The organism is Streptomyces sp. NPDC088766 (genome assembly GCF_044750845.1).
Lineage (GTDB): Bacteria > Actinomycetota > Actinomycetes > Streptomycetales > Streptomycetaceae > Streptomyces.
On the sequence record NZ_JBIVKQ010000005.1, the window covers coordinates 312,496 to 333,693 of the forward strand.

A 21,198-nucleotide genomic window follows, 5' to 3' on the forward strand; every position below is an offset into this window, starting at 1 on the left:
CGAACGCCGGGCGACGCGGCACGACAGGAGCGGCGGCGGGCACCACCCGGTTGCCACCGGGCGTCACCCGCCGCCGCTGTCCGGCCGGCCGCGGGGCCGGCGGGACGGTCAGTCCTCCGTGGTGGCCGAGACGGACGGCACGGCCTGCTGCGCCGCCGCGGTCGTCGTCTTCGACGCCGCCGACTTCGCCGCCTTCTTGGCCGTCGTCTTCTTGGCCACCGTCTTCTTCGCGGCCGTCTTCTTCGCGACGGTCTTCTTGGTGGCGGCCTTCTTGGCCGTGGCCTTCTTCGCCGTCTTGCGGGCGGCCGTCTTCTTGGCCGGGGCGCCCTCCTCCGACTCCTCGACGGCCTCCGCCGGAGCCTCGGCCGAAACCTCCGCCGGAGCCTCGACCGGGGCCGCCGTGGGAACGTCCACCGAGGCCTCCGCCGCAGCCGACGGCACGACCACGACGGCCGCCTCCTCGGGCGCGGTGGGCGCGGTGGCCTTGCGCACGGCGCGGCGCCGCGGACGGGCCGGGGGCGCGCTCCCGACGACCGGCTCGGCCACGGGCTCCGCGGCCGGCTCGGTGACGGACTCGGCCTGCTCCTCGGCCTGCTCCTCGGTCCGCTCCGCCGGAACCTGCGCGGGCGCCGGCTCGGCGACCGTCACGACGGCGGCTTCCGCTCCGGCGGGCGAACCTGCCGGCGCGGACACCTTGCGCGTGGCCCGCCGACGCGTACGGCCCTTGGGCGCCGCCTCCTCGACGGCGGGTGCCTCCTCGACGGCGGGTGCCTCGGCCACGGCGGCCTCGACCACCGGGTCCTCGACGGCCGTCGGCGCGGCGTGCGCGACGGCGGCCTCGGCCGGCTGCACCGGGCGCTCGGCCTCCGCCTCGGCGGTCACGTCCTGCGCCGTGGGCGCCTCCGCGACCGGCTCGGAAACAGCCCCCCGCTTCGGCGCGCCGCTCCTCGGCGCACCCGCGGGAGCCGAGGCCCGGCGGCTCGACCGGCGACGGCCACGACCGCGGCCGGCGGCGGCCTCCGCCTCGGCGACGCTGCTGTACAGCTCCTCGTCGGGCTCGAACTCGGGCACCTCCAGGGCGACCGGCTCGGCCACCTCGGCGGCGACCTCGGCCGCGCTCTCGGTCTCCTCGCAGGAGCTCACCACGGTCTCGGCGCCGACGGTCTCGTGCTCGTGCTCGTGGGCGTCGCCGCCCCGACCGCGCTTCTTGCTCCGCTTGCCGCCGCCACCGACGGCGGCCGGCTGGTCGAGGTGGACGATCACACCGCGGCCGTTGCAGTGGACGCAGGTCTCGGAGAACGACTCCAGCAGGCCCTGGCCGACCCGCTTGCGGGTCATCTGCACCAGACCCAGCGAGGTCACCTCGGCGACCTGGTGCTTGGTGCGGTCCCGGCCCAGGCACTCCAGCAGGCGCCGCAGCACCAGGTCCCGGTTGGACTCCAGCACCATGTCGATGAAGTCGATCACGATGATGCCGCCGAGGTCGCGCAGCCTGAGCTGACGCACGATCTCCTCGGCCGCCTCCAGGTTGTTCCTGGTGACCGTCTCCTCGAGGTTGCCGCCCTGACCGGTGAACTTGCCGGTGTTGACGTCGACGACGATCATCGCCTCGGTCCGGTCGATCACCAGCGAACCGCCGCTGGGCAGCCAGACCTTGCGGTCCAGCGCCTTGGCGAGCTGCTCGTCGATCCGGTAGGTGGCGAAGACGTCGACCTCGGAGGTCCACTTCGACAGCCGGTCGGCCAGGTCCGGAGCGACGTGGGAGACGTAGCCGTGGATGGTCGACCAGGCCTCGTCGCCACTGACGACGACCTTGGTGAAGTCCTCGTTGAAGATGTCGCGCACGACCCGGACGGTCATGTCCGGCTCGCCGTACAGCAGCGTCGGGGCGTTGCCGCTCTTGGCCTTCTTCTGGATGTCCTCCCACTGCGACTGGAGCCGCTCGACGTCACGGCGCAGCTCGTCCTCGCTCGCGCCCTCGGCGGCGGTGCGCACGATGACGCCCGCGTCCTCGGGGACGATCTTCTTGAGGATGCTCTTCAGCCGGGCCCGCTCGGTGTCGGGCAGCTTGCGGCTGATGCCGGTCATCGAACCCTCGGGCACGTACACGAGGTAGCGGCCCGGCAGGGAGACCTGGCTGGTCAGACGGGCACCCTTGTGGCCGATCGGGTCCTTGGTGACCTGGGTGAGGACCGGCTGGCCGGACTTCAGGGCGGACTCGATGCGGCGCGGCCCGTTGGCCATGCCCAGCGCCTCGAAGTTGACCTCGCCCGCGTACAGGACGGCGTTGCGGCCCTTGCCGATGTCGATGAAGGCGGCCTCCATCGACGGCAGCACGTTCTGGACCTTGCCCAGGTACACGTTGCCGACGTAGGAAGTGGCCTGCTCCTTGTTGACGTAGTGCTCGACGAGCACGCCGTCCTCCAGCACGCCGATCTGCGTGCGGTCGCCGTGCTGGCGGACGACCATCACGCGCTCGACGGCCTCGCGGCGGGCCAGGAACTCGGCCTCGGTGATGATCGGGACGCGGCGGCGGCCCTGCTCACGGCCCTCGCGGCGGCGCTGCTTCTTCGCCTCCAGACGGGTCGAGCCCTTGATGGACTGGACCTCGTCGGACGGCTCGCCGGCCTTGCGCGGCTCGCGGACCTTGACGACGGTGCGCTCCGGATCGCCGGCGCCCGGCTCGGCGTCGGTCGAGGAGTCCCCGGCACGGCGGCGACGACGGCGGCGACGGCGGCTGCCCGCGGTGGAGCCCGTCTCGTCGTCGGCGGGGCCCTCCTCGGCGTCCTCGTCCTCCTGCTCGACGGTGTCCTCGGCGTCCTGCGCGGCCTGCTCGGCGGCCGGCTCCTCGGCGTCGACGTCACTGGAGTCGCCCTCGGCGCTGTCACCGCGACGGCGGCGACGGCCACCCCGGCGGCGACGGCGGCGCGACGCGCCCTCGTCGGTGTCGTCGTCACCCTCGGCGGCCTCGTCGGCCTCCTCCGGCTCCGCCTCGTCCTCGGCGGCGGGCTCGGCGACGAGCTCGGCGGCCCTGACCGGCTCTGCGGGCTCCTCGGCGGGACCGGCGGCCCGGCGCCTGCGGCGGCGCCGCGACCCGGCCTGCTCCTCCACAAGCTCCTCGGCGGCCTCGACCGGCGCCACGGGCTCCTCGACGGGCTCCTCCACCTCGGCGCCGGCAGCAGCGGCCTCGGCGGCGGCGCGCTCGGGCGTCTGGAAGCGCGGCTCGGTGAACACGGGCGCCTGGAACACGGCGACCGCGGGACGGGCGGGACGACGTGGGGCGTCCTCCTCACCGGCCGGACGCGGGGGCGCGGAGAACCCGACGGCGGCCTTGCGGGTGACGCGCCGGCGCCCACGGCGGGGGCCGGCCTCCTCCTCGGCCTGCGGCGCGGGCGCCTCGGGCGCCTCGGGCGCCTTCGCCTCCACGACGACGGGCTCGGTGGGCTCGACGGGCTCGGTGGGAGCCTCGGCCTGCTCCGGCGCCTCGGCGGGCGCGGCGGCGGCACGGGCGGCCCGGCGGCGCGTACGGCCCTTGGGCGCCGCCTCCTCGGCGGCGGGCGCCTCTGCGGGCTCGGCCTGCTCGGCCACGGCGGGCGCCTCGGCGACCTGGGCGGCGGTCCCGGTGACCTCGGTGGCCTCGGCCTCCTGCGGAGCACCGGTGGGCGCCGTCGCCCGGCGCGTGGCCCTGCGGCGGCTCCGCCCGGCGGGCGCGGCCTCGGCGGGCTCCTCAGCCGTCACGGCGGCCTCGGCCGCCTCGGGGACCACGCTCCCGGGTGCCACCGTGGTGGTCTCCGGGGTCTCGGTCTGCTCCACGGCGGCGGGTGCCGTCACGGTGCGGGTGGCCCGGCGGCGGGTGCGGCGCGGTGCGGGTTCCTCGGCGGGGGCCTGCTCCGCGGCGACGGCCTCGGCCGGCTCCACCGGCGCGGCGGCGGTCGCAGGCACCACGGTCTCGGCGGCCTCGGCCGCGGCGGAGGCACCGGCCGGAGTACCGGCGGGCGCGGACGCCCGGCGGGTGGCACGACGGCGCGGACGGGCGGCGGGCACAGCCTCCTCGGCGGGCGCGGCGGCCCCGACGGCGGTGTCGGCCGTCGGCTCTTCCTCGGTGTCCTCCGCGGCCAGGTCGGCGGCGGTCTCGGCGGCCGCCGCGGTCGGCTCGACGGTCTCGGCGGAGGCCTCGGCGGCGCCGGCCGGCGGGCCCGCCGGCCGGGAGGCGGCACGGCGCCGGCGACGCGGCGGCAGGGTGTCGCTCGGGGTGTTCGCTGCGGAGTCCGGAACGGACTCTGTGGATTCGGTCGGTTCGAGCATGCGGGCGTATCTCCCGTCAGGCTCCCGGGCGCCGCGCTGGTCCGGTGCCGATCACGGTGGATCGGTCGCCGTTGACGTCCGCGGCTCGCGCTGTGCGCGGTGCCGCCGTCCGGGGCGCGGGCGCCGCACGGGAGCTCTCTAGTGTCCTGTCTCGCCGGTTCCGTACACCGAATGTGCACGGCCTGGCGAAAGTCTTGTGGTCGGTGCGCTGCCCGACCCAGGTGGCTCCCGAGTGCGAGGGCTGCGCTACGACGTGCGTCCCTGTGCGGAACCTTCCTTACGCCGGCGCCTTCGCGGCGGCAGTCACATCGGCCGTTGTCAGGGCCTCGGCTGCCTCGCGGTCGGGCGCGAGCGGGTCGGTCACCGCGCCGGTCTCTTCATCGAACAGCCCCTGCGCCAGCCTGGTCACCCCTGCGGGGACCGGCGGCGCGAGGTCGGCCACGGCGCGAAGACCGGACAGGACGTCGTCGGGTCGAACGGCAGGCGTCACGTGCCGAACAACCAGCCGCAGTATCGCACAGGGCTGGTCCGTCGGCCTATCGGCCTGTGGATCCAGTGCTTCGAGGTGCACGACGGCGGAGCGGGCGTCGAAGGTGCGGACGCCGTTCTTCATCAGCCGCTGGACCTCGACGGTGTCGGCCGCGACGAAGGCGGCCACCGCGCGGTCGGCTTCCGCGGGCTCCACGCCGGGCAGGCGCATCTCCCACACGGAGGCCGTGAGCCTGTCGGCGAGCCCGGACGTACGGGCCTCGACCGCGTCGACGATGTCGAGCCCGGTGGGCAACGACTCGTCGAGCAGCTCACGCAGCTTCTGCGGATCCCGCGCCTCGGTGAGCGCGATCTCCAGGTACTCCGCCTCGCTGCCCGTGCCGGTGGGTGCGGCATTGGCGTACGACACCTTCGGGTGCGGCGTGAACCCCGCCGAGTACGCCATCGGCACCTCGGCACGGCGCAACGCGCGCTCGAAGGCACGCTGGAAGTCACGGTGGCTGGTGAACCGGAGGCGGCCGCGCTTGGTGTAGCGCAGGCGGATGCGCTGCACCGCGGGTGCGGGCGGCGGGCCTTCGGGCTGTCGCTTGCCCAGTGTCGTTCAGTCCTTCGTGAGAGCGGTCGTACTGCTATCAAGAGTACGTGTCCCGCGCCCGGAAGGTTCCCTCCGGGCCACGGGCTCCGGCTGCCGGGGCCCGCCGAACAGCAGCCGTCGCACGTCGGCGCGTGCCTGCCGCACGGACGCGCGGGCGGCTTCCAGGGCCTGCCGTCCGGTGCGGCCCACGGCACGCGCGGCCTCGGCGGCGGGCCGCAGCACGACGTCGCGGACGAGGTGCCCGACCGGCGTCAGCACGCTGCGGTACACCCGGCGCACCGGCTCCACGAAGATCCACCGCAGGAGGGTCCCGAGGATTCGCCCGACGGCGAGCGAGAGGCGGCCGGCGATCCGCCAGGCGTGCCGGAGGGCGTCCCACACCTCCCGTCCGACGACGGCGAGGACACGGCCGACCGGCACGAGGACCCACCGCCACAGGGCCGACGCGGGCAGCGCCACGAGGACGACGAGGGCGCGGACGGCCCAGTACAGGACCCGGCCGATCCCGGTGACGAGCAGGGCGAACAGCCACCACACCCCCCGTACGCACCAGGCGATCGCCCGCCCGGCAGGGGCCAGGACCCGGCCGTACAGCCAACGGGCGGGCAGGGCGACCAGATACCGCGCCAGCCAGGCCAGGGCGGCTCCCAGGCCGATGGCCGCGGGGGTGAGGACGTGCGCGTACAGCCAGGCCAGGGCATGGCCGACGGGGGTGAGGAGGCAGCGGTGGCACCACACCAGCGGGGCGACGACCAGCACCCTCGCCAGCCGGGCCAGCGCCTTGCCGAAGGGGACGGCGACGTACCGCCACAGGCCCGCCAGGGGCAGGACCACGATGACCCTGCCCAGCCACAGCAGGGCCCGGCCGAGCGGACGCAGCAGGGTGCGGTTCAGGAAGCGGCCGGCGACGACGAGCGCGTCCCACGCCATGCGTACCGGCAGGACCAGTACGAGCGCGACGATCCGCACGGGCAGCCTGATCGCGACGACGAGACACCCGTCGGGCTGCCGGGGCACGGGCTGCCGGACGGACGGTTCGCCGGACGGTTTGTCGAGGTCCATACCCACGAGGACGCCACGGCGGCCCGTCCGGATCCCGTGGTCCCCGCCTTGCGCGCCCCGGCTCGGCGCCGCGGCCCGGAAGACCGGCGCCGTCGGCCGCCCGGCACGCCCGCCCACGCACGAGGGCCCGGCCGCACCGTTCGGTGCGGCCGGGCCCTCCCGCGCGCGGTGGCGCTACTTCACGACCGTCAGCGGCAGCAGCTTCTTGCCCGTGGGGCCGATCTGAATTGAAGTGTCCATGGCAGGGCACACGCCGCAGTCGAAGCACGGCGTCCAGCGGCAGTCCTCGACCTCCGTCTCGTCGAGGGCGTCCTGCCAGTCCTCCCAGAGCCAGTCCTTGTCGAGGCCGGAGTCCAGGTGGTCCCAGGGCAGGACCTCCTCGTAGCCGCGCTCGCGGGTGGTGTACCAGTCGACGTCCACGCCGAGGGGGGCCAGGGCCTTGTCGGCGCAGCTCATCCAGCGGTCGTAGGAGAAGTGTTCGCGCCAGCCGTCGAAGCGGCCGCCGTCCTCGTAGACCGCGCGGATGACGGCGCCGATGCGGCGGTCGCCACGGGACAGCAGGCCCTCGACGATGCCGGGCTTGCCGTCGTGGTAGCGGAAGCCGATCGAGCGGCCGTACTTCTTGTCGCCGCGGATCTTGTCGCGGAGCTTCTCCAGGCGGGCGTCCGTCTCCTCGGCGGAGAGCTGCGGCGCCCACTGGAAGGGGGTGTGCGGCTTGGGCACGAAGCCGCCGATGGAGACCGTGCAGCGGATGTCGTTGGCGCCGGAGACCTCGCGGCCCTTCTGGATGACGCGGGTCGCCATGTCGGCGATCTGCAGGACGTCCTCGTCGGTCTCCGTCGGCAGACCGCACATGAAGTACAGCTTCACCTGGCGCCAGCCGTTGCCGTACGCGGTGGCGACGGTGCGGATCAGGTCCTCTTCCGAGACCATCTTGTTGATGACCTTGCGCATGCGCTCGGAGCCGCCCTCGGGGGCGAAGGTGAGGCCGGACCGGCGGCCGTTGCGCGTCAGCTCGTTGGCCAGGTCGACGTTGAAGGCGTCCACGCGGGTCGAGGGCAGGGAGAGGCCGATCTTGTCTTCCTCGTAGCGGTCCGCGAGGCCCTTGGCGACGTCGCCGATCTCGCTGTGGTCCGCGGAGGACAGCGACAGCAGGCCGACCTCCTCGAAGCCGGTCGCCTTCAGGCCCTTCTCCACCATCTCGCCGATGCCGGTGATGGAGCGCTCACGGACCGGGCGGGTGATCATGCCGGCCTGGCAGAAGCGGCAGCCGCGGGTGCAGCCGCGGAAGATCTCCACCGACATGCGCTCGTGCACCGTCTCGGCGAGCGGGACGAGGGGCTGCTTCGGGTACGGCCACTCGTCGAGGTCCATGACCGTGTGCTTCGACACCCGCCACGGAACGCCGGACCGGTTGGGCACGACGCGGGCGATGCGGCCGTCCGGCAGGTACTCGACGTCGTAGAAACGCGGGATGTACACGCCGCCGGTCCTGGCCAGGCGGAGGAGGACCTCCTCGCGGCCGCCCGGCCGGCCCTCGGTCTTCCACTCCCGGATGATCCTCGTCATGTCGAGCACGGCCTGCTCGCCGTCGCCGATGACCGCCGCGTCGATGAAGTCGGCGATCGGCTCGGGGTTGAAGGCCGCGTGGCCGCCGGCCAGCACGATCGGGTCGTCGAGACCGCGGTCCCGGGCCTCCAGCGGGATGCCCGCCAGGTCCAGCGCGGTCAGCATGTTCGTGTAGCCCAGCTCGGTGGAGAAGGACAGGCCGAACACGTCGAAGGCCTTCACCGGGCGGTGGCTGTCCACGGTGAACTGCGGGACGCGGTGCTCGCGCATCAGGGCCTCCAGGTCCGGCCACACGCTGTACGTGCGCTCGGCGAGGACGCCCTCCTGCTCGTTGAGGACCTCGTAGAGGATCATGACGCCCTGGTTGGGGAGCCCGACCTCGTAGGCGTCCGGGTACATCAGCGCCCAGCGGACGTCGCAGGACTCCCAGGGCTTGACCGTGGAGTTGAGTTCGCCGCCGACGTACTGGATCGGCTTCTGCACGTGCGGGAGCAGAGCTTCGAGCTGTGGGAAGACCGACTCGACAGACATCGCGAGGTTACCTTCGTGAGCTGGCTGGGGGCACCCCCGGCCGGAGGGGCTGGGGGAGGGTGACCATCTAGCCTAACCCGCTCACGAGGTGTCCCCGAACGCCGGAAGGGCCCGGTGTCTCAGACCGCCGCCGCCGCGCCGGTCGTCTCCCACGCCTGTGGCAGCGCCGCCTCCGCCGCTTCCGCCCGCCGTTCCTCCCTGCCGTGGAGCAGTCCGTAGGTGAAGGCGCTCTCGTCCGCCGGTGCGGCGCCGCAGGGTGAGGGAGGCGGCGGAGAGCCGCGCGTCGGCGGTGTCGTAGTAGGTGGCGTCCGGTTCGGTGACGCCCTTGTCGGTGACGGCGGCGACCCCGGGGACGCGCGTCAGATCGGGCAGCCCGCCGTCATCGGATTCGTACTTGCGCTCGACCTCGCGTTTCGTCTCCGTGATGACCCGAATCTAGTGGCGGTCGAGCCCGGGACGGCAGGGCCGACCGGGCTCGACCTCCCCCCGCGCGCGGGGCGCGGTGAGTGCCGTGGTGTGCGGGCCGCTCAGGCCGACATGGGCCGCTGGACCCGGATCGACTGCAACAGTCCGACCGCCACCCACACCGCGAACATCGACGTGCCGCCGTAGGACACGAACGGCAGGGGCAGGCCGGTGACCGGCATGATGCCGAGGGTCATGCCGATGTTCTCGAAGGCCTGGAAGGCGAACCAGGCGACTATCCCGGCGGCGACGATCGTGCCGTACAGCTCGGTAGTCTCGCGGGCGATGCGGCAGGCCCGCCACAGGACGACGCCGAGCAGCACGATGATGAGGCCGCCGCCGACGAAGCCGAGTTCCTCGCCGGCGACCGTGAACACGAAGTCCGTCTGCTGTTCGGGCACGAACTGGCCGGTCGTCTGCGAGCCCTCGAACAGCCCGGACCCGGTCAGGCCGCCCGAACCGATGGCGATGCGCGCCTGGTTGGTGTTGTAGCCGACACCGGCGGGGTCGAGGCTGGGGTTGGCGAAGGCCGCGAAGCGGGCGATCTGGTAGTCGTCCAGGATGTGCAGCTGCCAGACGGCGAGCGCACCGGCGGCGCCCGCGCCGAGCAGCCCGAAGACCCACCGGTTGGAGGCGCCGGAGGCCAGCAGTACGCCCAGCACGATGATGACCATGACCATGACCGAACCGAGGTCGGGCATCAGCATGACGATCAGCATCGGTACGGCGGCCAGGCCGAGGGCCTGGAGCACCGTGCGGTGGTCGGGGTAGAGCTTGTCGCCGGCGTCGACCCTGGCCGCCAGCAGCATGGCCATGCCCAGGATGATCGTGATCTTCACGAACTCCGAGGGCTGGAGCGAGAAGCCGCCGCCGAGCTGGATCCAGGAGTGCGCGCCGTTGACGGTGGAGCCGAGCGGGGTGAGCACCAGCAGGATCAGCAGGACCGACAGGCCGTACAGGACCGGTACGGCGTTGCGCAGCGTGCGGTGGCCGAGCCAGACCGTGCCGATCATCAGGGCGAGCCCGATGCCGGTGTTCAGCAGGTGCCGCATCAGGAAGAAGTACGGGTCGCCCTGGTTGATCTCGGTGCGGTTGCGGGTCGCCGAGTACACCAGCAGGGAGCCGATCAGCGACAGCGCGATCGCCGCCAGCAGTATCGGCCAGTCCAGGCGCCGCGCCAGCGAGTCGCGGGCGAAGAGCCGCGTCCAGCCGGCCCGTTCGGGCCCGTACCCGGAGACGGAGAAGCCGTTCGCGCCGGTCATGTGCACTTCCTCCGGCTTCCCCGCCGGCGTCCTCGCCGCCGCGTGTCACGGTTGGTGGCCTCGGGTGAGGCGGTGGTGGCTCCCTGCTGCGTCCCGTCCGGGGCGGGGGTGCCGGTCGCGGTGGCCTTCTGGTAGGTCTGCTGCTCCTTCGCCGGGTCCTTGGAGATCTTCGGGGACGCGATCGTGCCGTCCGTCTTGATCTTCGGCAGGGTCTTCTGCGGGGTGGGCAGCAGCGCGTTCTTCTTGTTGATCACGCCGTCGTCGGAGATGCCGTACAGAGCGTCGTATATGTTCCGCACGGCCGGGCCGGAGGCACCGGATCCCGTACCGCCCTGGGAGATCGTCATGACGATCGAGTAGTCCTTGGTGTACGTGGCGAACCAGGACGTCGTCTGCTTGCCGTAGACCTCGGCGGTACCGGTCTTGGCGTGCATCTCGATCTTGTCCTGCGGCCAGCCGCCGAAGCGCCAGGCCGCCGTACCGCGGGTGGCCACGCCGGCAAGGGCCTCGTCCATCTGGGCCAGGGTCTGCTTGCTGACGGGCAGCTTGCCGTGCGCCTTCGGCTCGATCTCCTGGACCGTCTTGCCGTCGGGGCTGATGATGGCCTTGCCGACCGTCGGGTCGTACAGGGTGCCGCCGTTGGCGATGGCCGCGTAGATGGTGGCCATCTGAATGGGTGTCACCAGGGTGTCGCCCTGGCCGATGGAGTAGTTGATCTCGTCACCGGCGCGCATCTTGTTGCCCTCGAGGCAGTTCTCGTACGCGATCTTCTCGACGTAACTGCCGTCCTTCTTGCCGGTCTTGCACCAGCCGGCCTTGTTGGCGTCCCAGTAGGACTGCTTCCACTCGCGGTCGGGGACGCGACCGCTGACCTCGTTGGGGAGGTCGATGCCGGTCTCCTTGCCGAGGCCGAACTGGTGGGCGGTCTTGTAGAAGTAGTCCTTCGGCTTGCCCTTGGGGTCGATGCCGCCGTCCTTCTGCCACTGCTGGTGGGCGAGGGAGTAGAAGACGGTGTCGCAGGAGACCTCCAGGGCCCGGCCGAGGCTGATCGGGCCGTGGTTCTGGGACTCGAAGTTCTTGAAGACCTGGCCTCCGACCGAGTACGAGCTGGAGCAGTTGTACCGTCCGTCGAACTCGTAGCCCGCCTGGACCGCGGCGGCCGTGGAGACCACCTTGAAGATCGAGCCGGGGGCCGCCTGACCCTGTATGGCCCTGTTGAGCAGCGGGTAGTTGGAGGACTTCCCGGTGAGCTTCTTGTAGTCCTTGGCGGAGATGCCGCCCACCCAGGCGTTCGGGTCGTAGTTCGGGTTGGACGCCATGGCGACCACGCGGCCGGTCTTGGCCTCCATCACGACGACCGCGCCGGCGTCGGCCTTGTAGTTCTCGCCGGTGTTCTTGTCGAACTGCTTGCGGGCTTCCTTCATCGCCTCGTTCAGCTCGTACTCGGCGACTCGCTGGACGCGGGCGTCGATGCTGGTGACGAGGTTGGAGCCGGGCTGTGCCGGGTCGGCCTCGGCCTCGCCGATGACCCGGCCGAGGTTGTCGACCTCGTAGCGGGTGACGCCGGCCTTGCCGCGCAGTTCCTTGTCGTACTGACGCTCCAGCCCGGACCGGCCGACCTGGTCGGAGCGCAGGAAGGGCGAGTCGGTGTCCTGGGCCTTGGTGATCTCCTCGTCGGTGACCGGGGAGAGGTAGCCGAGGACCTGGGCGGTGTTGGCCGCGCCGGGGCTGGTGTAGCGGCGCACGGCCTCGGGTTCGGCGGTGATGCCGGGGAAGTCCTCGGCGCGCTCGCGGATCTGGAGGGCCTGCTTGGGCGTGGCCTCGTCGGTGATGGGGATGGGCTGGTAGGGCGAGCCGTTCCAGCAGGGCTGGGGGGTCTTCGCGTCGCACAGCCGGACCTTCAGCGTGACGTCCTCGGCGGTCATGCCGAGGACGTCGGCGAGCTTGGCCAGGACGGCCTTGCCGTCGTCCTTCTGCTTGAGCAGTTCGGTACGGGAGGCGGAGACGACGAGCCGTGTCTCGTTGTCCGCGAGGGGGACCCCTCGCGCGTCCAGGATGGAGCCGCGCACGGCGGGCTCGACGACCTGCTGGACGTGGTTGCCGGAGGCCTCCTTGGCGTACTCCGCGCCCTCACGGATCTGGAGGTACCACAGCCGGCCGCCGAGGGTGCCGAGGAGGGAGAGGACGAGGATCTGGATCACGACGAGCCGGATCTGGACCCGTGGGGTCCTCCCGGTCTCGGGAATGTTGGTCACTGCGGCTGTCTCCCCCTCTCAGTGCGCGGACGTGTGTGCCCGGATGCGAGTGCCTGTGGATGTGCGTGTACCGGTGGATGTTCGTGTACCGGTGGTGGATGCGGGTGTGCGTGTGCCGGTGGCTGTGCGTACGCATGATGAACGATCAGCCTGTGCGGCCCCGTTCCACCGCGGTGACCCCGTTCGGGTGAACCCGCGGGCCTCACCCGCGCACGGGACGCGACCGGCGCCGTCTCCCGCGTCACCCGTCCTCGACTCCCCCGCGATCACAGCCGCTTGACCCCCTTGATGCGCCCGGCACGGGCCATCCGGGAGCGGGCCGCCTTCATCTTCAGGCCGCCGCGCTGACCGCCGATCCGCAGGCCGGTGCCGGAGGAGAGCCACCCGGAGGAGATGTCGGGCGTCTTGGCGGCGGAGTTGGTCTCGGCGAGCGGGTCGTTGTCCGCGCGCCGGGCCAGGAACATCACGCCCGGCACGACGAAGGGGGCGAGCAGCAGGTCGTACAGGGCCGCCGAGAACAGCAGGCCGGTGAGGCCGACGTGGCGGGCGGCGGTGTCGCCGACGAGGGCACCGACACCGGCGTACAGCAGGGTGGAGCCGATCGCGGCGGCGACCACGACGAGCATCGGAGCGGTGGCCGACTTGATGCGGCCGGTCTCCGGCTTGACGAGCCCGGCCAGGTAGCCGATGACGCACAGCACGAGGGCGTAGCGGCCGGCGGCGTGGTCGGCGGGCGGGGCGAGGTCGGCGAGCAGTCCGGCGCCGAAACCGATGAGGGCGCCGCCGACGTGGCCGTAGACCAGGGCGAGGCCCAGGACGGTGAGGAGGAGCAGGTCGGGGACGGCGCCGGGGAGGTGCAGGCGGGCGAGGACGCTCACCTGGATCACCAGGGCGACGACGATCAGCGGGACGGAGAGCAGGATCCGGTTGACGCGCATGGGGTAGTCAGCTCCTACTGCTCTTCCTGGCCTTCGACGGGTGCGTTCGCGTTCGGGGTGACCGTGACGGTCACCGTCGGCGTGGGGACCGGCTTGGGCTTGGTGGGCAGCACGGTGTCGCGCGGGTCCTTCTTCGGGGCCTCGACGACGACGCCGACGATGTCGAGCTTGGTGAAGCTGACGTACGGCGTGACGTAGAGGGTGCGGGTGAGGTCGCCGCCGGACGGATCGACGCGGGATACCACGCCGACCGGTACGCCGGGTACGAACGGCTTGTCGGCCTGCGAGCCGAAGGTGACCAGACGGTCGCCCTTCTTCACCTCGGCCTTGCCGTTGAGGAGTTCGACGCGCAGCGGGCGGTCGCCCTGCCCGGAGGCGAAGCCCAGTTCGTCGGAGGCCTCCATACGGGTGCCGACGGTGAAGTCGGGGTCGCTGGCGAGCAGGACGGTGGCGGTGTTCGGCCCGACGGTGGTGACCCGCCCGACCAGTCCGTCGCCGTTGAGGACCGTCATGTCGCGTCGGATGCCGTCGTTGGCGCCGACGTCGATGGTGACGGTCCAGGAGAAGCCCTGGGCCGCTCCGATCGCGATGACCTCGGCGCCCTTGATGCCGTACTGGCCGGCGCCGGCGGTCTTGAGGATCTTGTCGAGCTGCGCCAGCCGGCTGCGGTTGCGGTCGTCGCTGCCGAGTTTCGCCTTGAGGGCGGCGTTCTCCTTCTCCAGTGCGGCGAGCCGGTCGTGGCGCTCACCGGAGTCGCGTACGGCGGAGACGGCGTCGCCGACGGGGTCGACCGCCGAGGCCACTCCGTCCTCGATCGGACCGAAGGCCGCGGCCGCGGCCTGCCGGGCACCGTCGACCGGGGAGTCCTCTCCACCGCGGATGTCCACCGTGATCAGCGCGAACGCGACGGCGATCAGCAGCACCAGGAGCAGCCGGCTCTCTCGTGTGTCCCTCACGTGCGGCGGCCGTGCCCTTCCTCATAGGAATGCGGGAATGCGGGATTTCGCTTGGCCCCCAGAAAAATCCGAGGGGCGCGGTATGCGGCGCTTGGGGGCTCTTGGCGATCTTATGCCTCGATATCGACGATCCGCCGCACGAGAGGCGATCATCCCGTACGGCGGAATCGAAGCGTTACGTCATCTGCGCGGTGCCGCGTCCAGAACCTGCTGGAGCGCCTCGAACTCCTCGACGCACTTGCCGGATCCGAGCGCCACACTGTCCAGCGGGTCCTCGGCGATGTGGATGGGCATGCCGGTCTCCCGGCGCAGCCGCTCGTCCAGGCCGCGCAGCAGGGCTCCGCCGCCGGTCAGAACGATTCCGCGGTCCATGATGTCGCCGGACAGCTCCGGCGGACACTTGTCGAGGGTGGTCTTCACGGCGTCGACGATCGCGTTGACGGGTTCCTCGATCGCCTTGCGCACTTCGGCGGCCGAGATGACGACGGTCTTGGGCAGCCCGGAGACGAGGTCCCGGCCGCGGATTTCGGTGTGCTCGTCGGAGTCGAGGTCGTACGCCGAACCGATCGTGATCTTGATCTGCTCGGCCGTCCGCTCACCGAGAAGGAGGCTGTACTCCTTCTTGATGTGCTGGATGATCGCGTTGTCCAGTTCGTCGCCCGCGACGCGGATGGACTGGGCGGTGACGATGCCGCCGAGCGAGATGACCGCGACCTCCGTGGTGCCGCCGCCGATGTCCACCACCATGTTGCCCGTGGCCTCGTGGACCGGCAGGCCGGAACCGATGGCCGCGGCCATGGGCTCCTCGATGATGTGCACCTGCCGGGCGCCGGCCTGGGTCGACGCCTCGATGACGGCGCGGCGCTCGACGCCCGTGATGCCCGAGGGCACACAGACGACGACCCGCGGCCTGGCCAGATACCGCCGCTTGTGGATCTTCAGGATGAAGTAGCGGAGCATCCGCTCGGTGATCTCGAAGTCGGCGATGACACCGTCCTTCAGCGGACGCACGGCGACGATGTTGCCAGGGGTCCGCCCGATCATCTTCTTCGCTTCGGAGCCGACCGCGAGGATGCCACCGGTGTTGGTGTTGATCGCGACGACGGACGGCTCGTTGAGTACGATCCCGCGACCCCTGACGTACACCAGCGTGTTGGCGGTCCCGAGGTCGACAGCCATGTCACGGCCGATGAACGACATTGAGTTCCCCATCAGGATTCGACTGGCCTTCCCATGAGCTCGTGAGGGCTTTTCAGGTCGGCGAGGTGGGTGCTGTGACGTGAAGGCTTACATCGTAGACGCGCCTGCACGAACACTGCGCGAGGGTCTTCGCCATTGTCAGCAGATGCCGCGGCGCCCCGCTTGTGGAGACGGGCCATCGGGGGCACGCGTTCCCCCGATCGGCACGCATATGCCGAGGGACGGCCGAAATCGTACGGCCGTCCCTGGTCAGGTGACGGGGAGAGGTGACGGACTCTCAGAAAAATTTCCGAAACCTCCGCGACCGGCGGGGCCGGGAGCGCCGTCGGGCGGCTCGGACCCACCCGGCCGGCGCGGACCCGCCCGGCCCGGTTCGCCCGGCCCGGCCCGGTTCGCCCGGCCGGCTCGGTTCGCCCGGCCGCTCCCGGCTCAGGCGCGCCCGGGGAAGAAGATCTTCACCTCGCGCTCGGCGGACTCCTCGGAGTCGGAGGCGTGGATCAGGTTCTCGCGGACGATCACGCCGAAGTCGCCCCGGATGGAGCCGGGCGCGGCGGCGATCGGATCGGTCGGACCGGCCAGGGCGCGCACGCCCTCGATGACCCGCTCGCCCTCGACGATCAGGGCGACGACCGGGCCGGAGGCCATGAACTGCACCAGCGGCTCGTAGAAGGGCTTGCCCTTGTGCTCGCCGTAGTGCTGCTCCAGGGTGTCCTGGTCCAGGGTGCGCAGTTCCAGCGCGGTGATCTGCCAGCCGGCCTTGCGCTCGATACGGCTGATGATCTCGCCGGTCAGGCCACGACGGACGGCGTCGGGCTTGAGCAGGACGAGGGTGCGCTGGCTCACGGGATGACTCCTTCTGCTGCCGGTGTGCGGTGGGACGAGATTACAGGGCGTGTCCGAGCCCTTGTCACACAGCGTCAGCGGTGTCCGAGGAGGAGCCGGCGGCCTGCGCGGCGAAGCGCGCCTTCGCCTCGTCGATCTTGCGGCCGTAGTGCACGGACGCCCACCACAGGGCCCCGAAGAGCACGCCGAGGATGAACATCATCGGCACGACGAAGCCGCTGAGGACGAGGGCTACCTGGAGCGCCCAGCCGAGGGCGACTCCCCCGGGCCGGGTGACCACGCCGCACAGCAGCACGCAGAGGAACATGGCGATGCCGCACACCGTCCACACCGTGGACGTGGTGAGGTCGGCGTCCTTCATGGCGACCAGACCGGCGAAGCCGATGATGAAGAACTCGCCGATCAGGGTGGAGGAACAGAGCGTACGCATGGTGTGGGACCTCAGCCCTTCCCCAGGAGCAGCCGGGCTTCCCCGACGGTGATGACGGAACCGGTGACCAGGACGCCGCCGCCGGCGAACTCGCCCTCCTCCTCGGCGAGCGTGATCGCCGCCTCCAGGGCGTCGGGCAGCCGCGGCTCGACCTGGACGCGCTCCTCGCCGAACACCTCGACGGCGATCGCGGCCAGTTCGTCCGCGTCCATGGCGCGGTGGCTGGTGTTCCGGGTGACGACGACCTCGGCGAAGATCGGCTCGAAGGCCTCGAGCAGCCCTCGCACGTTCTTGTCGCCGCTGGCCCCGACCACGCCGATCAGCCGGCTGAAGTCGAAGGCCTCGCCGACCGCCTCGGCGGTGGCGCGGGCGCCGGCCGGGTTGTGGGCGGCGTCGAGCACGACGGTCGGGGACCGCCGGACGACCTCCAGGCGGCCCGGCGCCGACACGGCCGCGAAGGCCTTGCGCACGGTGTCGATGTCCAGCGGCTCGGGCCGCTGGGCGCCCACGCCGAAGAACGCCTCGACGGCGGCGAGGGCCACGGCCGCGTTGTGCGCCTGGTAGGGGCCGTGCAGCGGGAGGTACACGTCGGGGTACTCGCCGCCGACGCCGCGCAGGGTGAGCAGCTGCCCGCCGACGGCGACCTGCCGGGCGACGACCCCGAACTCCAGGCCCTCGCGGGCCACCGTGGCGTCCACCTCGACGGCCTTCTTCAGCAGGACCTGGGCGGCGTCGACGGGCTGCTGGGCGAGGATCACGGTCGCGCCCTGCTTGATGATCCCGCTCTTCTCCGCGGCGATCTCGGCGGGCGTCCCGCCGAGCCGGTCGGTGTGGTCGAGGTCGATGGGGGTGACGACGGCGACGTCGCCGTCGATCACGTTGGTGGCGTCCCAGGAACCACCCATGCCCACTTCCACGACGGCCACGTCCACGGGGGCGTCGGCGAAGGCGGCGTACGCCATGCCGGTGAGCACCTCGAAGAAGGACAGCCGGTACTCCTGGGCCGCGTCGACCATCTCCACGTACGGCTTGATGTCGTGGTAGGTCTCGATGAACCGCTCGGCGGAGACGGGGGCGCCGTCGAGGCTGACGCGCTCGGTGATCGACTGCACGTGCGGCGAGGTGTACCGCCCGGTGCGCAGGTCGAAGGCGCCGAGGAGGGCCTCGATCATGCGGGCGGTGGAGGTCTTGCCGTTCGTCCCCGTGATGTGGATCGAGGGGTACGCCCGCTGCGGTTCGCCCAGGACGTCCATCAGGGCGGCGATCCTGGCGACGGACGGCTCCAGCTTGGTCTCGCCCCAGCGGGTGGCCAGCTCCGCCTCGACCTCGCGCAGGGCCTTGTCGACCTCGGGGTCCGCGGGCCGGGCGGGCACGTCGGACTCGGGCGGACCGCCCAGGGTGCGCAGGGTGCGGCTGCCGGCCTCGATCACCGCGAGGTCCGGGTCGCGGTCGGTCTCGGCCGCGATGATCTCCTCGAAGGAGTCGAGGGCATCGGGCTGGTCGTCGTCTTGGCCGTTGGGGGGGAGCTCGCTCACGGGGCCAGTCTACGGACGCCCACCGACGAAGGTGGGCGAAGGCCCCCGGAGCTGTACGTTCCGGGGGCCTTCGCCCACATACGGGACACGGGGGTGCGGGCGCGGCTACGCCTGCGGCAGCCGGTCCAGCTGGGTGCGGATGCGGGCGATGTCCTCGTCCGCCTTCGCCAGCCGGGCGCGGATCCCGTCCACGACCTTGTCGGGCGCCTTGGCGAGGAACGCCTCGTTGCCGAGCTTGCCCTGGGCCTGGGCCTTCTCCTTCTCGGCGGCGGCCAGGTCCTTCGCCAGCCGCTTGCGCTCCGCGGCCACGTCGATCGTGCCGGACAAGTCGAGGGCGACCGTGGCGCCCGAGACCGGCAGGGTCGCCGTCGCCGAGAAGTCCTCGCCCTCGGGCTGGAGCCGCAGCAGCTGGCGGATGGCCGCCTCGTGCGGGGCGAGCGCGGTGCCGCCCAGCTCCAGGCGGGCCGGGACCCGCTGGCCGGGCTGGAGGCCCTGGTCGGCGCGGAAGCGGCGGACCTCGGTGATGACGGACTGGAGGGTCTCGATCTCGCGTTCGGCGTCGGCGTCGCGGAAGCCGCCCGGCGCGTCGGCGCCGGGAACGGACACGGCCTTCGGCCAGTCGGCGACGACGACGGACTCGCCGCCGGTCAGCGTCGTCCAGAGGGTCTCCGTGACGAACGGGACGACCGGGTGCAGCAGCTTCAGGGTGACGTCGAGGACCTCGCCGAGGACGCGCTTGCTGACCTCGGCCGGTTCGCCGCCCGCCTGGAACGTCGTCTTGGACAGCTCGACGTACCAGTCGAAGACCTCGTCCCACGCGAAGTGGAAGAGGGCGTCGGAGAGCTTGGCGAACTGGAAGTCGTCGTAGAACGCGTCGACTTCGCGGACCACCGAGTTGAGGCGGGACAGGATCCAGCGGTCGGCCGCCGACATCCTCGCGGCGTCCGGCAGCGGGCCCTCGACCGTCGCGCCGTTCATCAGCGCGAAGCGGGTGGCGTTCCAGATCTTGTTGGCGAAGTTGCGGGAGCCCTGGACCCAGTCCTCGCCGATGGGCACGTCGACGCCCGGGTTGGCGCCGCGGGCGAGGGTGAAGCGCAGCGCGTCGGAGCCGTACTTGTCCATCCAGTCCAGCGGGTTGACCGCGTTGCCGAAGGACTTGGACATCTTCTTGCCGAACTGGTCGCGGACCATGCCGTGCAGGGCGATGGTGTGGAACGGCGGGGTGCCGTCCATCGCGTACAGGCCGAACATCATCATCCGGGCGACCCAGAAGAAGAGGATGTCGTAGCCGGTGACCAGGACGGAGTTCGGGTAGAACTTCGCGAGCGACTCGGTCTGTTCGGGCCAGCCGAGGGTGGAGAACGGCCACAGGCCGGAGGAGAACCAGGTGTCGAGGACGTCGGTGTCCTGCTTCCAGCCCTCCACCTCGGTGCCCGGCGGCTGCTCGTCCGGGCCGACGCAGACGACCTCGCCGTCGGGCCCGTACCAGACGGGGATGCGGTGGCCCCACCACAACTGCCGCGAGATGCACCAGTCGTGGAGGTTGTCGACCCAGTCGAAGTACCGCTTCTCCATCTCCTGCGGGTGGATCTTGACGCGGCCGTCGCGGACGGCGTCGCCGGCGGCCTTCGCCAGCGGTCCGACCTTGACCCACCACTGCATCGACAGGCGGGGCTCGATGGTGGTCTTGCAGCGCGAGCAGTGACCGACGCTGTGGACGTACGGCCGCTTCTCGGCGACGATCCGGCCCTCGGCGCGCAGCGCGGCGACGATGGCGGAGCGGGCCTCGAGGCGGTCCAGGCCCTGGAAGGGGCCGTGGGCCGTGATGACGGCGTGCTCGTCCATGACCGTGAGGGAGGGCAGGCCGTGGCGCTGGCCGATCTCGAAGTCGTTCGGGTCGTGGGCCGGGGTGACCTTGACGGCGCCCGTGCCGAACTCGGGGTCGACGTGCTCGTCGGCGACGACGGGGATGGAGCGGTCGGTCAGCGGCAGCCTGATCAGCTTGCCGACCAGGTGCTTGTACCGCTCGTCCCCGGGGTGGACGGCGACGGCCGTGTCACCGAGCATCGTCTCGGCGCGGGTGGTCGCGACGACGATGGTGTCGTCGCCCTCGCCGTACTTCATGGAGACGAGTTCGCCGTCGTCGTCCTGGTACTCGACCTCGATGTCCGAGATGGCGGTGAGGCAGCGCGGGCACCAGTTGATGATGCGCTCGGCGCGGTAGATCAGCTCGTCGTCGAAGAGCCGCTTGAAGATGGTCTGGACGGCCTGGGAGAGGCCCTCGTCCATGGTGAACCGCTCACGCGACCACGCGACACCGTCGCCGAGGCGCCGCATCTGGCCGCTGATCTGCCCGCCGGACTCGCCCTTCCACTGCCAGACGCGCTCGACGAAGGCCTCGCGGCCCAGGTCGTGCCGCGACTTGCCCTCCTTGCCCAGCTCGCGCTCGACGACGTTCTGGGTCGCGATGCCGGCGTGGTCCATGCCGGGCTGCCACAGCGTCTCGAAGCCCTGCATGCGCTTGCGGCGGGTCAGGGCGTCGATGAGGGTGTGCTCGAAGGCGTGGCCGAGGTGCAGGCTGCCCGTGACGTTCGGCGGCGGGATGACGACGGTGAACGGCGGCTTGTCGCTCTTGGCGTCGGCCTCGAAGTAGCCCCGCTCGACCCAGCGCTCGTACAGCGGCGCCTCTACGTCGGCCGGCGCGTACTGGGTCGGCAGTTCGGTCGTGGGCGCTGGGGGCTGCTGCTGAGCGTTCTCGGTCAC

General features: G+C 71.7%; 13 protein-coding genes and 1 pseudogene. All 14 read right to left on the bottom strand.

All coding sequences use genetic code 11. The annotated features are described in order from the left end of the window. Positions 1–108: 108 nt before the first annotated feature. Positions 109–4,305, bottom strand: a complete 4,197-nt coding sequence (locus ACIP5W_RS10380; protein ID WP_401469695.1) for an Rne/Rng family ribonuclease — start codon at positions 4,303–4,305, stop codon at positions 109–111. Between the two features lie 277 nt (positions 4,306–4,582). After that, on the bottom strand, positions 4,583–5,347 hold the full coding sequence (locus tag ACIP5W_RS10385; RefSeq protein ID WP_401469698.1) for a TIGR03936 family radical SAM-associated protein: 765 nt from the start codon (positions 5,345–5,347) through the stop codon (positions 4,583–4,585). Between the two features lie 48 nt (positions 5,348–5,395). Next, the gene (locus tag ACIP5W_RS10390) at positions 5,396–6,451 is read right to left on the bottom strand and encodes a hypothetical protein (protein ID WP_401469701.1); all 1,056 of its coding nucleotides are present in this window, start codon (positions 6,449–6,451) and stop codon (positions 5,396–5,398) included. A 174-nt stretch (positions 6,452–6,625) separates the two neighbouring features. After that, on the bottom strand, positions 6,626–8,551 hold the full coding sequence (locus ACIP5W_RS10395; RefSeq protein ID WP_401469704.1) for a TIGR03960 family B12-binding radical SAM protein: 1,926 nt from the start codon (positions 8,549–8,551) through the stop codon (positions 6,626–6,628). Between the two features lie 213 nt (positions 8,552–8,764). Continuing rightward, a pseudogene (locus ACIP5W_RS10400) lies at positions 8,765–8,977 on the bottom strand (CYTH domain-containing protein); the annotation flags it as partial. A 101-nt stretch (positions 8,978–9,078) separates the two neighbouring features. Then, the gene (rodA, locus tag ACIP5W_RS10405; protein ID WP_401469707.1) at positions 9,079–10,278 is read right to left on the bottom strand and encodes a rod shape-determining protein RodA; all 1,200 of its coding nucleotides are present in this window, start codon (positions 10,276–10,278) and stop codon (positions 9,079–9,081) included. Then, positions 10,275–12,533 carry a penicillin-binding protein 2 gene (mrdA, locus tag ACIP5W_RS10410; protein ID WP_401469710.1) on the bottom strand — a complete coding sequence of 753 codons (2,259 nt, stop codon included), beginning with the start codon at positions 12,531–12,533 and terminating at the stop codon, positions 10,275–10,277. The genes rodA and mrdA overlap by 4 nt, the downstream gene beginning before the upstream one ends. A gap of 266 nt (positions 12,534–12,799) precedes the next feature. Beyond that, entirely contained in the window at positions 12,800–13,471 is a 672-nt protein-coding gene (mreD, locus tag ACIP5W_RS10415) for a rod shape-determining protein MreD (protein ID WP_401469713.1), read from the bottom strand. Positions 13,472–13,485: 14 nt separating this feature from the next. Then, positions 13,486–14,427, bottom strand: coding sequence for a rod shape-determining protein MreC (gene mreC / locus ACIP5W_RS10420; protein WP_401469716.1), 942 nt, complete (start codon positions 14,425–14,427; stop codon positions 13,486–13,488). A 180-nt stretch (positions 14,428–14,607) separates the two neighbouring features. Continuing rightward, the gene (locus tag ACIP5W_RS10425) at positions 14,608–15,627 is read right to left on the bottom strand and encodes a rod shape-determining protein (RefSeq protein WP_356559757.1); all 1,020 of its coding nucleotides are present in this window, start codon (positions 15,625–15,627) and stop codon (positions 14,608–14,610) included. A 429-nt stretch (positions 15,628–16,056) separates the two neighbouring features. Continuing rightward, on the bottom strand, positions 16,057–16,470 hold the full coding sequence (ndk, locus tag ACIP5W_RS10430) for a nucleoside-diphosphate kinase (protein WP_252554622.1): 414 nt from the start codon (positions 16,468–16,470) through the stop codon (positions 16,057–16,059). Between the two features lie 64 nt (positions 16,471–16,534). Beyond that, positions 16,535–16,900 carry a DUF4233 domain-containing protein gene (locus ACIP5W_RS10435; RefSeq protein WP_401469720.1) on the bottom strand — a complete coding sequence of 122 codons (366 nt, stop codon included), beginning with the start codon at positions 16,898–16,900 and terminating at the stop codon, positions 16,535–16,537. Between the two features lie 11 nt (positions 16,901–16,911). Beyond that, entirely contained in the window at positions 16,912–18,435 is a 1,524-nt protein-coding gene (locus ACIP5W_RS10440) for a bifunctional folylpolyglutamate synthase/dihydrofolate synthase (RefSeq protein WP_401469723.1), read from the bottom strand. 105 nt (positions 18,436–18,540) lie between these two features. Further along, on the bottom strand, positions 18,541–21,198 hold the full coding sequence (locus ACIP5W_RS10445; protein WP_401469726.1) for a valine--tRNA ligase: 2,658 nt from the start codon (positions 21,196–21,198) through the stop codon (positions 18,541–18,543).